Origin of the sequence: Streptomyces tendae (assembly GCF_008632955.1) — a bacterium.
GTDB lineage: Bacteria > Actinomycetota > Actinomycetes > Streptomycetales > Streptomycetaceae > Streptomyces.
Genome location: NZ_CP043959.1, coordinates 4,554,030 through 4,567,721, shown reverse-complemented (window position 1 = coordinate 4,567,721; position 13,692 = coordinate 4,554,030). Strand labels below are relative to the sequence as shown.

Annotated in this window: 8 protein-coding genes; 5 read left to right on the top strand and 3 right to left on the bottom strand. The window is 72.9% G+C overall.

Translation table 11 applies throughout. From position 1 onward, the window contains the following. Nucleotides 1-142: 142 nt before the first annotated feature. Both F3L20_RS20980 and F3L20_RS20975 read left to right on the top strand, forming a co-directional pair. Complete coding sequence (locus F3L20_RS20980) at nt 143-3,526, top strand: CARDB domain-containing protein (protein WP_150155675.1); 3,384 nt, start codon at nt 143-145, stop codon at nt 3,524-3,526. Between the two features lie 196 nt (nt 3,527-3,722). Beyond that, a complete protein-coding gene (locus F3L20_RS20975) occupies nt 3,723-4,598 on the top strand; it encodes a L,D-transpeptidase family protein (protein ID WP_240810726.1) in 876 nt (291 codons plus the stop codon). Between the two features lie 17 nt (nt 4,599-4,615). Here the strand turns inward: F3L20_RS20975 and F3L20_RS20970 are convergent, their stop codons facing one another. The 3 genes from F3L20_RS20970 to F3L20_RS20960 all read right to left on the bottom strand — a co-directional run bounded on the left by F3L20_RS20970 (nt 4,616) and on the right by F3L20_RS20960 (nt 8,119). Continuing rightward, nucleotides 4,616-6,079 carry a hypothetical protein gene (locus tag F3L20_RS20970; RefSeq protein ID WP_150155674.1) on the bottom strand — a complete coding sequence of 488 codons (1,464 nt, stop codon included), beginning with the start codon at nt 6,077-6,079 and terminating at the stop codon, nt 4,616-4,618. Nucleotides 6,080-6,225: 146 nt separating this feature from the next. Beyond that, on the bottom strand, nt 6,226-7,227 hold the full coding sequence (locus F3L20_RS20965; protein WP_150155673.1) for an MASE1 domain-containing protein: 1,002 nt from the start codon (nt 7,225-7,227) through the stop codon (nt 6,226-6,228). 61 nt (nt 7,228-7,288) lie between these two features. Next, nucleotides 7,289-8,119, bottom strand: a complete 831-nt coding sequence (locus F3L20_RS20960) for a PP2C family protein-serine/threonine phosphatase (RefSeq protein WP_145828392.1) — start codon at nt 8,117-8,119, stop codon at nt 7,289-7,291. Between the two features lie 134 nt (nt 8,120-8,253). Here F3L20_RS20960 and F3L20_RS20955 point away from each other — a divergent pair, with 134 nt between their 5' ends. The 3 genes from F3L20_RS20955 to F3L20_RS20945 all read left to right on the top strand — a co-directional run bounded on the left by F3L20_RS20955 (nt 8,254) and on the right by F3L20_RS20945 (nt 13,675). Further along, complete coding sequence (locus F3L20_RS20955) at nt 8,254-8,604, top strand: hypothetical protein (RefSeq protein ID WP_150155672.1); 351 nt, start codon at nt 8,254-8,256, stop codon at nt 8,602-8,604. A 146-nt stretch (nt 8,605-8,750) separates the two neighbouring features. Beyond that, entirely contained in the window at nt 8,751-11,420 is a 2,670-nt protein-coding gene (locus tag F3L20_RS20950; protein ID WP_150157439.1) for a glycoside hydrolase family 97 catalytic domain-containing protein, read from the top strand. A gap of 203 nt (nt 11,421-11,623) precedes the next feature. Then, nucleotides 11,624-13,675: a discoidin domain-containing protein gene (locus tag F3L20_RS20945; RefSeq protein WP_150155671.1), complete on the top strand. Its 2,052-nt coding sequence runs from the start codon at nt 11,624-11,626 to the stop codon at nt 13,673-13,675. Nucleotides 13,676-13,692 lie beyond the last annotated feature (17 nt).

Below are 13,692 nucleotides of genomic sequence, written 5' to 3'. Positions count from 1 at the left end.
GAGCCGGAAACTTCAATGCGAGAGCCGCAAGAAGCGAACGAACGCCTGCAAAAGTCGAATCGGGCGATGGCAATCCATGGCAGAGGCTTCGCGCTGCCCGGGTGGCCGCGCGCCCCAGCACCCGCCGCGGAACGAGGACTTCATGAGACGCACGCGTTTCGGCCTGTGCACGATCACCGGCCTGCTCCTGGCCGGACTGATCGCCGTCGGCCTCTCACCCGGTACGGCCGGCGCCGCCGCCCAGGCGGTCCGCGGACCCGATCTGGCGCTCGGCAGAAGCGCCACGGCCACCGGGTCCCACCCCGAGCACCCCGCCCCACATGTCACCGACGGCAGTCAACTCACCTACTGGGAAGGCCCGTCGGGGCTGTTCCCGCAGTCCGTCCGCATCGACCTCGGTGCCACGGTGAGCGTGGACGAGGTCGTCCTGAAGCTGCCGGCCGCCTGGGAGGCCCGCACTCAGACCCTCGCAGTGGAGGGCAGCACCGACGGCAGCTCCTTCACCACGCTGTCCGCCTCCGCCGCCCACCGCTTCGATCCCGGGCAGGGCAACAGCGTCACCCTCGCCTTCCCGGCGCACGACGTACGCCACCTCAGGGTGCGGGTCACCGCCAACACCGGCTGGAACGCCGCCCAGCTCTCCGAGATCGAGGCGTACGGCGAGGACGCGGGGGGCGGACCCGGTCAGCCACCGGCCGACGGGACCAATCTGGCGCTGGGCAAACCGATCGAGGCGTCCTCCGTGATTCACTCCTTCGTGGCAGCCAACGCCAACGACGGGCAGACCGGCACCTACTGGGAGTCCGGCGGCCACCCCGCCACCCTCACCGTCCGTCTCGGCGCCGAGGCCGACCTCACCGGCGTGGTCGTCAGGCTCAGCCCGGACGCCGTGTGGGAACGGCGCACCCAAAGCATCGAAGTCCTCGGCCGCGACCGGTCGTCGAGCACGTTCACCACGCTCAAGGCCCGCGCCGACTACACCTTCGACCCGGCCGGCAACGGCAACGGCGTCACCATCCCGGTGAGCGGCCGGCACGCCGACGTCCAGCTGCGGTTCACCCACAACTCCGCCGGATATGGCGCCCAGGTCGCCGAACTGGAGCTCCGGGGCACCGCCGCGGCCAACCCCGACCTGCTCGTCACCGGCCTGGACTGGACGCCGGCCGCCCCCTCCGAGACGGACCCCGTCACCGTCCGCGCGACCGTGCGCAACGCCGGTACCGCCCCTTCCGCCGCCGCCACCGTGGACGTCACCCTGGAAGGCACCGTCGTGGGCAGCGCCCCCGTCGGCGCGCTCGCCCCCGGTGACTCCACCACCGTGTCGGTGAACGCGGGCACCCGCGCCCGGGGCAGCTACACCGTGTCCGCAGTGGTCGACCCCACGGACACCGTCCCCGAGCTGGACGAGACCAACAACAGCCGCACCGCCGCTGACAGGCTGACCGTCGCTCAGAGCCCCGGACCCGACCTGGAGGTCACCGCGATCCGGACCACCCCGGCCACCCCCGCCGCCGGAACACCGGTGTCCTTCACCGTGTCCGTGCACAACCGGGGCACCTCACCGGCCCCCGCCGGCTCGGTCACCCGGCTCACCGTGGCCGGCCGCACCCTCGACGGCACCACCGGGGCGATCGCCGCGGGCGCCACCGCCGAGGTCGCGACCGGCGGCACCTGGACCGCCGCCGCGGGCCCCGCCGTCCTCACCGCCACCGCGGACGCCACGAACACGGTCACCGAGACCGACGAGACCAACAACGTCCTCAGCCGCTCCCTCGTCGTCGGCCGCGGCGCCGCCGTCCCGTACACCGAGTACGAGGCGGAGGACGGCACCTACCGGGGCACACTCCTGACCGCCGACGCCAAGCGGACCTTCGGACACACCAACTTCGCCACCGAGTCCTCCGGCCGCGCGTCCGTCCGGCTCGACTCCACCGGCCAGTACGTCGAGTTCACCTCCACCGGAGCCTCCAACTCGGTCGTCGTGCGCAACTCCATCCCCGACGCCCCGGGCGGTGGCGGCACCGAGGCCACCCTCAGCCTCTACGCCGACGGGAAGTTCGTCCGCAAGCTCGGTCTCAGCTCCAAGCACAGCTGGCTGTACGGCAGGACCGACGACCCCGAGGGACTCACCAACACCCCACAGGCGGACGCCCGCCGCCTCTTCGACGAGTCCCACGCGCTGCTCGACGGCACCTACCCCGCGGGCACCGTGTTCCGGCTCCAGCGCGACGCCGACGACAGCGCCGCCTACTACGTCGTCGACCTGATCGACCTGGAGCAGGTGGCCCCGCCCGCCGGGAAACCGGCAGGGTGCGTGTCCATCACCGAGTACGGCGCCGTCCCCAACGACGGCATCGACGACACCGCCGCCATCCAGCGCGCCGTCACCGCCGACCAGCGGGGCGAGATCGACTGCGTGTGGATCCCCGCCGGACAGTGGCGCCAGGAGCGGAAGATCCTGACCGACGACCCGCTCGACCGGGGGCAGTTCAACCAGGTCGGCATCCGTGACGTCACCATCCGGGGCGCCGGCATGTGGCACTCCCAGCTGTACACCCTGACGCCCCCGCACCAGGCGGGCGGCATCAACCACCCGCACGAAGGCAACTTCGGCTTCGACATCGACGACAACACGAGGATCTCCGACATCGCGATCTTCGGCTCGGGCACCATCCGGGGCGGCGACGGCGGAGCCGAGGGCGGCGTCGGTCTCAACGGACGCTTCGGCAAGAACACGAAAATCAGCAACGTGTGGATCGAGCACGCCAACGTCGGCGTCTGGGTGGGCCGCGACTACTCCAACATCCCCGAGCTGTGGAACCCCGCCGACGGACTGGAGTTCACCGGCATGCGGATCCGCAACACCTACGCGGACGGCATCAACCTCACCAACGGCAGTCACGACTCCACGGTGCAGAACTCCTCGTTCCGCAACACCGGCGACGACGCGCTGGCCGTCTGGTCGAGCAAGTACGTCAAGAACCCGGCGACCGACACCGGCCACGACAACCACTTCCGCAACAACACCGTCCAACTGCCCTGGCGCGCCAACGGCATCGCCGTCTACGGCGGACACGGCAACACCGTCGAGAACAACCTCGTGTACGACACGATGAACTATCCCGGCATCATGCTGGCCACCGACCACGACCCGACGCCGTTCTCCGGCCGGACCCTGATCGCCGGCAACGGGCTGTACCGCACCGGCGGCGCCTTCTGGAACGAGGACCAGGAGTTCGGGGCCATCACCCTGTTCGCGCAGGGCTCCGACATCCCCGGCGTGGTGATCCGCGACACCGACATCCACGACTCCACGTACGACGGCATCCAGTTCAAGACCGGCGGCGGCGCCATGCCGGACGTGCGGATCTCGGACGTCACCATCAGCGAGTCCCGCAACGGCTCCGGCATCCTCGCCATGAGCGGGGCCCGGGGCAGCGCCACCCTGTCGAACGTCACCATCACCGGTTCGGCGGAAGGTGACGTGCTGATCGAACCCGGCTCGACCTTCGTGATCAACCGGTAGGCGTTCACACGCCGATTGCTCCGTCCGGCGGGCCCGCACCCCACGCCCGGGTGCGGGCCCGTCACCCGTACGGTCCCTTGCCGGAAGCCCCGCCGGTGCCGGCGGCACCCGTTCCGGTCGGCGCAGACGGGGGACTTCGCCCGGACGCGCGCGGGGAGCCGAGGCGTACAGGGGAGGACGAAGTCACGCTGAGGGCATGGCTTCATCGATCGACTGCCCGGACCGCCCGCGCCGCGCCGTGTCCGGCGCCGCCCGGCGGCCGGCTCCCGCCCCCGTCCGCGCCCGCACCCGGGCGTGGTGGCCGGCCGTCGTCCTCGTCGTCCTCACCGTCCTCGCCGGGTGCGGGACGGGCGACGGCACCGGCGCGCGGGAGGACCCCGCCGCCACCGGACACACCGCACGCGAGGCGCCGTCCCGGGCCGCCCCGGCGGACGGCGTCCCCGGAGCCGCCGGCACCGCACAAGGCCGCCCGGCCACCGAGGCGCCCGCCGTCATCCCCGGACTCGGACCGCGGACCCGCGCCTGGATCCCGGCCGGCGCCCGCCAGGTGGTGGTGGTCACCGGACGCGACCGGGACGCCAACCACTCGCAGGCGGTGCTGTACCGGCACACCGGAACCGGCTGGGCGGCCGGTGCGGCCTGGCCCGCCCGCAACGCGCTGAGGGGCTGGACCGACGACCACTGGGCGGGCGACCTGCGCTCACCCATCGGGGTCTACACCCTCTCCGACGCGGGCGGACGGCTGCCCGACCCCGGCACCCGGCTGCCGTACGACCGGTCCGAGGGCTTCACCGTCAGCGGCACCGGCTTCGAGGGCGAGCCCCTGGAGGGGTCCTTCGACTACGTCGTCGCCATCGACTACAACCGCGAACCGGGCACCTCCCCGCTGGACCTGACCCGGCCGCTGGGCGGCGACCGGGGCGGCGGGATCTGGCTGCACGTCGACCACGACGGCCCCACCCAGGGGTGCGTGAGCCTGAAGAAGGAGCACATGCGGGACCTGCTCCTCGCGCTCGACCCCGAGGCACACCCCGTGGTCGTCATGGGCGACGCCGCCTCCCTGCGCCAGTGACCGCACGGGTCCGCTGATCAGGGGGCGATACCGACCCCCGGGACCCGGCTCCAGGCCTTCTCCCGCGCGGCCGTCATCGCCGGCCAGGTGGTGCCGCCCGGGCGGGGCCGCACCCGCGAGGCGTAAGACGCGGGCCGGTACCCGACGTCGTAGAAGCACCCGGTGGCATACGCCCGGTCGAACGCGGCGCAGGACGCGGCGACCGAACGGGGCGTGGGCCGCTGACCGGTGCGCACCCAGCGGTCCAGCGCCGCGAGCGAGCCGGCGTACTCGGAGGTGCTGAGCCCGGAGTGCTCGTGCTCGTCGGTGAACGTCTGCACCAGGTACCGGTCCCGGTGGGCGCCCCGCAGCGTGTCGCGGTAGGCCGCCTCGTGCTCGACGAACGCGGTGGGGTCGTCCTTGGCGTGCAGCGTGAGCACCGGGATGGCCACCCGGCCGGTGAGGTCGCTGTCGTAACTCAGGTCGCGCACGGCCGCGGGATCGGCGGTGAACCGCTCCACGCCCGCGTTGAGCGCCTTGTCGTCGTGCGAACCGGAGTAGCGCACAGAGCGGTTGGAGAACGGGTTACGGCCGCCCAGCCGCCCGTGCACGATGTCCCGGAAGGTGAACACCGAGAAGCGCAGGTGCGACTCCAGCGTCCGCTCCGGGATGCCCGTGACGTTGAGGATGTCGTCCAGGTTGCGCTGCTGGAGAGCGGTGCGCTCCCCGGGCGGGGAGGCGAGGCCGGTGCACTCCTGGAGGCGGGCGCGCAGCCCGGCCGTGGTCAGCGTCGAGTCTCGGCGCAGGCCCTGCCACAGCGGGTACCGCGGCTCCTCGGGCCGGGGCAGGTTGGCGCAGTAGTACTGGTAGACCACGCGCAGGTCGACCCGGTAGTCGTACCCGCGCGAACCGCCGGCCAGCACGCCGTTGGTGAGCAGCGCGCCGTCGTACGGGCCGTGCGGCCCCGCGTAGGTCTCGACGACCTTCGCGGCCACGTCGCCGCCCCAGGACTGGCCGTGGACGTAGGTGCGCAGCGGCCGGCCGAACTCCTCCACGAACAGCCGCCGCACGCTCTCGGTGTCGGCGGCGGCCATCCGGGTGCCGTACCCGCCCCTGCGGTACGACGACCCGGCCCAGGCGTACCCCTGGTCCACCACGACCTGCCAGCGCTCCAGGTCCTCGACGCTGCGCGCGGGGTCCGAGGCGTCCCCGAGGTCCGGGCCGCCGTGGGCGTGGACGACGAGACTCCCGTTCCACCGCTTCGGTACCGCGATCGCGTAGTGGGCGCCGTTCGCGTCCGTGCCGGTGTAACACGTGGCGTTGTCCGCCAGACCGGCGGGACAGGGGGCGGGCTCGGGCGGCGCGCTGCGGGCCTGAGCGGCGGGCGCCTGCGCGAGGGTGCCGGCGAGCACCCCGGCGAGGCACAGGCCCAGGGCCCGCCGGCGGGCACGCGGCGGGCGGAGGGACCGGGGGAGACGGAGGGCAGGGCGGAATCTGTTCACGGTGCGGCTCCTGGTTCGGCGGCGCGTTGCTGCGCACGCGCGGCGATGCTAGGAACGCCGGCCTCCGGAAACCATGGACAGAACGGTTGCGTTCATACTGTTCGGCCGCAACGGCTCCGCGCACGCGACCGGTTCACCTCCGTCGCTCAGCCCGCGCCGGGTCCTTCCTCCCGCGACACCCGCCCCGGCGGGGGCGCCTCGCCCGCCGTCAGGTGCTCCAGCACCTCCACCAGTTCCTGGCAGGCCCGCTCCACCGAGCGCCGGGTGTTGTGCTGCTCGGTGATGACCGCGGACAGCAGCAGGGAGGTCAGGGCCGCCGCCGCGTTGAAGGCATGCAGATTGATCATCACCTGCACGTTCGACAGGTGCTCGAAGGGGCCCGTCCGTTCGGTCGCCGCGCGGGTGGCCAGCACGGAGGCGAACAGGGCGCACAGAATGCTGCCGGGCAGCTCGAAGCGCAACGCCGCCCAGATCAGCAGCGGGTAGACGGAGAACAGCAGACTGGCCGGGCTGTGTGTGGCGAAGGGCACCAGGGCGGCCGCGATCACCACCAGGCCCAGGGCCTCCTTCCAGCGGGACCAGTGGACCGGGGAGCGCACCCGGGGCAGGAGCAGCAGCACGGGCGTGATGAGCAGCACCCCCATCGCGTCGCCCACCCACCAGGCCAGCCACACCGACCAGAAGTGCCCCGGCGGCAGGTCGCCCGTGCCGACGAGCAGCGCGGTGCCGATGGACGAGCTGACCAGCATGGCGGTGAAGGCGCCGAGGAACACCAGGCCGAGGCAGTCCCGTAATCGGGTGAGGTCGGTACGGAAACCCATTCTGCGCAGCAGCAGGTAGGCGCACACCGGTGCCGCGGTGTTGCCGAACAGCACCCCCAGCGACGACCACTGCAGCGTGCCGGTGAGGTGGACGAGCACCAGCAACGCCCCCAGGGTGATCCCCGGCCAGCAGCGTGGTCCGAGGAGCAGCAGCGAGGCGACGGCGATCCCGGTCGGCGGCCAGATGGGGGAGACCACCGAGCCGTCGAGGGTCAGGTCGTACAGCAGCCCGAGCCGCGCCCCGGCGTAGTAGACGGCGGCGACGGCCGGCGTCCCGAGCACGAGCACGAGGACGGCCGGTGTACGGAGATCCTGGCGAGCCACCACACGTGCCATCAGACACCGAGGCGGCCGCGTCGGCGAGGTGGGAGGCACAGCGCTGTCGGCCCTATGGCTGACCGTCCAGCCGGTCGTGCCCGATCACCAGGACCGCCGCGTCGTCGTCGTGCCCCACCTCCTCCGCCCCCTTGATCACGGCGGCGGCCAGCGCGTCCGCGTCCATGCGTGCGACCGCCGCGACGCCCGCGAGCCGCGCGACCTGGTCCAGCCCCTCGTCGAGGTGCATCGACGGGCCCTCCACGACCCCGTCGGTGACCATCACGAACACCCCGCCGGAGTCGAGCCGGTGCCGGGTCACCGGGAAGACCGCCCCGGACTGGACGCCCAGCGGCGGGCCGCCCTCGTCCTCGGTGACGCCGGAGCGCCCGTCCGCGGTGGCCCACACACAGGGCAGGTGACCGGCGCGGGCGCTCTCCAGCAGCCGCGTCGCCGGGTCGAGCCGCAGGAAGGTGCAGGTGGCGAAGAGGTCCGAGCTGAGGGTCAGCAGCAGTTCGTTGGTCCGGGCGAGCAGCTCACCCGGATCGCTGTCGACGGAGGCGAGCGCCCGCAGTCCGACCCGGATCTGCCCCATGAAGGCCGCCGCCTCGATGTTGTGCCCCTGGACGTCGCCGATGGACAGGCCGATCCGCCCGTCGGGCATGGTGAAGGCGTCGTACCAGTCGCCGCCCACGTTGAGCCCCTGGTTGGCGGGTACGTACCGCACCGCGAGGCGCACCCCGTCGGCGGTGGGCAGCCCCCTCGGCAGCATCCCGCGCTGGAGCGCGACGGCCAGCTCGACCCGGGAGCGCTGCACCTCCGCCTGCGCCCGTGCCTGGGCCGTCAGCGTGCTGAGCCTGGTCAGCAGCTCGTCACCGTCGTCCTTGGAGCCGGTGCGGGACATGGATCACTCACTCGGGCGAGGACTTCCCCACTCGGGGTTCGCCCCCGGGAGGGACAAACCGCAGGAAAGGCGCATTCACCAGGATGATAGGCAGAACGCGTTTGGCCGGGCCAGTCCGTGTCAAGGCTGGCGGCATGGAGCAGCGCGAGATCATGCAGCGGGGCGTCGGCATTCTCACCGAGGCCCTGGAGATGCGGCGCCGGCTGCGGGCCGACCCGACCGCCGACGTGACCGCCGGCAGTGCCGTCGCCGGGCTGCTGGAGGAGATGCTGCCGCGGATCCAGCTCCCTTCCGACGCCACCGCGCGCGAGGTGGCGGAGATCGTCACCGCGAAGCTCGGACCCGCCATCGTGCAGATCACCTCCGCGCTCACCTTCGCCTTCGTCCAGCTCGCCGAGGTCCACGACGAGGGCCGCACCGACGTGTCCTCCGCCGACGTCCTGCGCTCCATCTCGCTGCACTACGAGGGCGGCGGAGAGTCCTGAGCCGCCCGACCCCGTCGTGAGGGACGCCAACCTCCCTGTGGCGCACGGTGGTTGAGAAGCCGGTGAGCGGGAAGGGATGACCCGGAACCAAGAACGACAACGATGTCACCTCTTGGACGGAGGCCCCCGTGCCCAGATCGTCGCGCATGTCGCCAGGCGGCCCGCGCCGGACGCTCCTCCCCGCTCTCCTCACCCTGCTCCTGTCCGCCGCGCTCGCCCTGACCACCCTCACCGCGCCGGCCCGCGCCGCCGGACCGGGCGGCAGCTGGACCGTGCGCGAGCCCGGCGGGCCCCGGGACGCCGTCACGGCCGTCGTCCGCCTCCACCCCGCGGACGGCACCCTCACCCTGACCGCCCGCAAGGGCGCCACCACGGTGCTCGAACCGTCCCCGCTCGGTGTCGTCACCTCCGCCGCCGACCTCACCGCCGGTCTGCGGCCGCTCTCCCGGCACACCCGCCAGGTGACCGAGCGGTACTCCATGACCACCGGCAAGCAGCTGCGCCGCACCGCGCGCATGACGGAGACCCGGTTCACCTTCGCCGGACGCGACGGCGCCCTCCTGGGCCTGGTGGTCCGGGTCGCCGACGACGGCGTCGCCTACCGCTACGTCCTGCCCGGCAGCGGCACGGTCACCGTCGAGCGGGAGACTTCGGCGTTCCGGGTGCCCGGCTCCGCGCGGGCCTGGCTCACTCCGTACTCGCCCAACTACGAGCGCCTCTACGCCCCGGCCACGGCGGCGGACGCGGACTCCGGCGCCTACGCCTACCCGGCGCTGTTCCGGGTCGGGGACACCTACGCCCTGCTCACCGAGTCGGACGTCGACGGGCGGTACGACGCGAGCCGCCTGGCCCACACACAGGGCGACGGCACGTACGAGGTGCGGCTGGCCGACCCCGCCGTGACCGCCGCAGGACCGCTGGCCACCCCCTGGCGCACGGCCGTCGTCGGCGACCTCGCCACCGTCACCGAGTCCACCCTGGTCGACGACCTCGCCCCGCCCTCGCGCATCACGGACACCTCCTGGATCCGGCCGGGCGCGGTCGCCTGGTCCTGGCTGGACGGCTTCGGCGCCGCCCAGCGCAGCCTCGCCGCCCAGCAGCGCTTCGTCGACCTCAGCGCGGCCCGCGGCTGGCCGTACACCCTGGTGGACGACGGCTGGAAGACCACCGACTGGATGCCCGAACTCATCGCCTACGCACGCCAGCGGGGCGTCCAGGTCCTGCTCTGGGTGCACTACGGCGACCTGGACACGGCCGCCGAGCGCGCGGAGTTCCTGCCCCGGGTGAAGAAGTGGGGCGCGGCCGGACTGAAGATCGACTTCATGGACTCCGACTCCCAGGAGCGCTTCCGCTGGTACGACGACATCCTCCGGGACACCGCCCGGCACCGGCTGCTCGTCAACTTCCACGGCGCGACGCTGCCCAAGGGCATCCAGCGGACCTGGCCGCATGTGATGACCCTGGAGGCGGTTTACGGCGCCGAGCAGGGCACCGTCCCCGCCGCGGGGCTGACGGCGTTGCCGTACACCCGTAACACGGTCGGCTCGATGGACTACACCCCCATGGGGTTCCAGTTCGGCACCCGCACCGTCTCCGACGCCGCCGAACTCGCCCTGTCGGTGGTCTTCGAGTCCGGGTTCCAGAACTTCGCCGGGTCGGTGACCGCCTACCGGGACCGCCCGGAGCTCACCCGGTTCCTGGAACAGGTGCCGACGGTCTGGGACGAGACGCGCCTGCTGTCCGGGCGGCCCGGTGAGAGCGCGGCGTTCGCCCGGCGGCACGGCGACCGCTGGTTCCTGGGCGCCGTCCACGCCGGAGCGGCCGGCACGGACCGGGTGCCGCTGGACTTCCTCGGCGGCGGACGCTGGCTGGCGGAGGTCGTCCGGGACGGCGAGGACGGCGGACTGCTGCGCGAACGGCACGTCGTCACCCGCCGGGACACCCTGGACGTGCCCAGGGCCGAGCACGGCGGCTTCGCCGGACAGGTCTGCCGGTACGTGCCCGGCCGCGACACCTGCGACCGTGCGGTGACCCGGCTTCCGATGACGGCGCTCACCGCGGGCCCGGCCCGCACCGAGGCGGAACCGGGCGGGGCCGCCGGCGTCACCGGGCGCTTCGGGGTGGAGGAGACCGGTCCGGCCACGGACGTACGGCTGTCGCTGCGCGCCCCCGAGGGCTGGACCGTCGACGGCGCCGACCCCACGGCCGCCGAACTGGCCACGGGGGAGGGGCTGTCGGCCGACTGGACCGTGCGGGTGCCGCGGGACGTGCGCCCCGGCGGGTACGACCTCGCCGTGCGCGTGGAGTACCGCGCGCCGGACCGGCCCGGCTCCGGTGTGCTGCGGGTGGAGCGCCCGGTCCGGGTGTTCGTGCCGGAGCCGGGGGCCGTCTACGTGAGCGACCTGCCGTTCGCCGCCGAGCGCAACGGCTGGGGGCCGGTCGAGCGGGACATGTCCAACGGTGAGCGGGACCCGGGCGACGGGGGACCGCTGCGGCTCGGGGGCACGGTCCACGACAAGGGGATCGGGATGCACGCGGCCGGGGAGGTCGTCGTCGAACTCGACGGCGGGTACCGGCGGTTCACGGCCGACGTGGGGGTCGACGACGAGGTCGGCGGCAAGGGCACCGTCGCCTTCGAGGTGGTCGGCGACGGCACGACCCTGCTGGCCACCGAGGTGCTCGGCGGAGCCGACCCGGCCCGCCGTGTCGACGTGGACGTCACCGGCGTACGGCGGCTGACCCTGCGCGTCCTGGACGGCGGGGACGGCGTCGACTCCGACCACGCCGACTGGGCGGACGCGCGGCTCACGCCGTAACGGAGACGGGGGCCGGTGCGGCGGGGCGGGGTCCAGGGACGGACGGTCCGTGGACCCCGCCCGCTCATGAACTGCTCCGCCGCCGCGCGGGGTTCCGCGGATGAGGTGTGCGCGGGTACTTGACGGCTTACGCGCCGGTAGCGATTCTCGCCGAGGGGGAATTGCACAGGTCATGACAACTCCGTCGACGGAGGGACCCGCCGGTGACCACCTCTCGTACAGGACGACACCTCGGGGTCGTGACGCTGCTCCTTCTCGTCCTGGCCGCCGCCCTCACCCCCACGGCAGGCGCCGCCGCCGACGGCGCCTGGTGGGACCCGGTCGCCCGGCCCGCGCCGGACTCGGAGATCGGCGTTACCGGCGAGCCGTTCAAGGGGACCGACTCCGCCGGACGGGTGCGCGGCTTCGTCGACGCGCACAACCACATCATGTCCAACGAGGCCTTCGGCGGCCGCCTCATCTGCGGCAAGGCGTTCTCCGAGAAGGGCATCGCCGACGCCCTGAAGGACTGTCCCGAGCACTACCCCGACGGCTCGCTCGCCGTCTTCGACTTCATCACGGGCGGCGGCGACGGCCGGCACGACCCGGACGGCTGGCCCACCTTCGCCGACTGGCCCGCCCACGACTCGCTGACCCACCAGCAGAACTACTACGCCTGGATCGAGCGCGCCTGGCGCGGCGGCCAGCGCGTGCTGGTGAACGACCTCGTCACCAACGGCGTGATCTGCTCCGTCTACTTCTTCAAGGACCGCAGCTGCGACGAGATGACGTCCATCCGGCTCCAGGCGCAACTCACCTACCGGATGCAGGATTACGTCGACGCCCTGTACGGCGGGCCGGGCAAGGGCTGGTTCCGGATAGTCACCGGCAGCGCGCAGGCCCGCGAGGTGATCGAGCAGGGCAAGCTCGCCGTCGTCCTCGGCGTCGAGACGTCCGAACCCTTCGGCTGCAAGCAGGTCCTGGACGTCGCGCAGTGCGACAGGGCCGACATCGACGCCGGACTGGACGAGCTGTACGCCCTCGGCGTGCGCAGCATGTTCCTGTGCCACAAGTTCGACAACGCGCTGTGCGGCGTCCGCTTCGACTCCGGCGCGCTCGGCACGGCCATCAACGTCGGGCAGTTCCTGTCCACCGGCACCTTCTGGCGCACCGAACCGTGCACGGGCCCGCAGCACGACAACCCCATCGGCCTCGCCTCCGCCCCCGGCGCCGAGCAGCGCCTCCCGGCGGGCGTGGAGGTGCCCTCGTACGACGCCGACGCGCGGTGCAACGCGCGGGGGCTGACCGAGCTCGGCGAATACGCCGTGCGGGGCATGATGCAGCGCAACATGATGCTCGAGATCGACCACATGAGCGTCAAGGCCGCCGGCCGGGCGCTGGACCTCTTCGAGGCCGAGGCGTACCCCGGTGTCCTCTCCTCGCACAGCTGGATGGACCTGAACTGGACCGAACGGGTCTACCGGCTGGGCGGGTTCACCGCGCAGTACATGAACGGCTCCGAGCAGTTCGTCGCCGAGGCCGGCCGCACCGAACACCTCCGGGACACCTACGGGGTCGGTTACGGCTACGGCACGGACATGAACGGTGTCGGCGGCTGGCCCGCCCCGCGCGGCGCGGACGCCCCGAACAAGGTCATCTACCCCTTCCGCAGCGCCGACGGCGGCTCGGTCCTCGACCGGCAGACCACCGGACGGCGCACCTGGGACCTCAACACCGACGGAGCCGCGCACCACGGGCTCGTCCCCGACTGGATCGAGGACATCCGGCGCGTCGGCGGACAGGACGTGGTGGACGACCTCTTCCGAGGTGCCGAGTCCTACCTCGGCACCTGGGGCGCCACCGAACGGCACCGCCCGGCGGAGAATCTGGCCCGGGGCGCGCACGCCACGGCGTCCTCCGCCGAGTGGAACCCGTTCACCAGCTACGCGCCCGCCCGGGCCGTGGACGGCGACCGGGGCACCCGCTGGGCCGCCGACTGGAGCGACGATCAGTGGCTCCGTCTCGACCTCGGCGCCACGCGGCGGGTCGGCCGCGTCACGCTGGACTGGGAACGCGCCTACGCGACCGCGTACCGGGTCGAGTTGTCGTCCGACGGCACGAACTGGCGCACCGCCTGGTCCACGACCGCGGGCGACGGCGGACTGGACACGGCCGTGTTCACGCCCGTCGACGCCCGCCACGTCCGCGTCGTCGGCACGCAACGCGGAACGCGGTGGGGCTACTCCCTGTACGAGGTCACCGTCCACGCGCGCTGACGCGCCGCTGCCGCCCT

Bases quoted from the DNA above. Each gene is read 5' to 3' on its own strand.
- F3L20_RS20960 (WP_145828392.1), bottom strand. From the start codon at position 8,119: ATGTCCCGCACCGGCTCCAAGGACGACGGTGACGAGCTGCTGACCAGG.
- F3L20_RS20980 (WP_150155675.1), top strand. From the start codon at position 143: ATGAGACGCACGCGTTTCGGCCTGTGCACGATCACCGGCCTGCTCCTG.
- F3L20_RS20975 (WP_240810726.1), top strand. From the start codon at position 3,723: ATGGCTTCATCGATCGACTGCCCGGACCGCCCGCGCCGCGCCGTGTCC.
- F3L20_RS20955 (WP_150155672.1), top strand. From the start codon at position 8,254: ATGGAGCAGCGCGAGATCATGCAGCGGGGCGTCGGCATTCTCACCGAG.
- F3L20_RS20950 (WP_150157439.1), top strand. From the start codon at position 8,751: ATGTCGCCAGGCGGCCCGCGCCGGACGCTCCTCCCCGCTCTCCTCACC.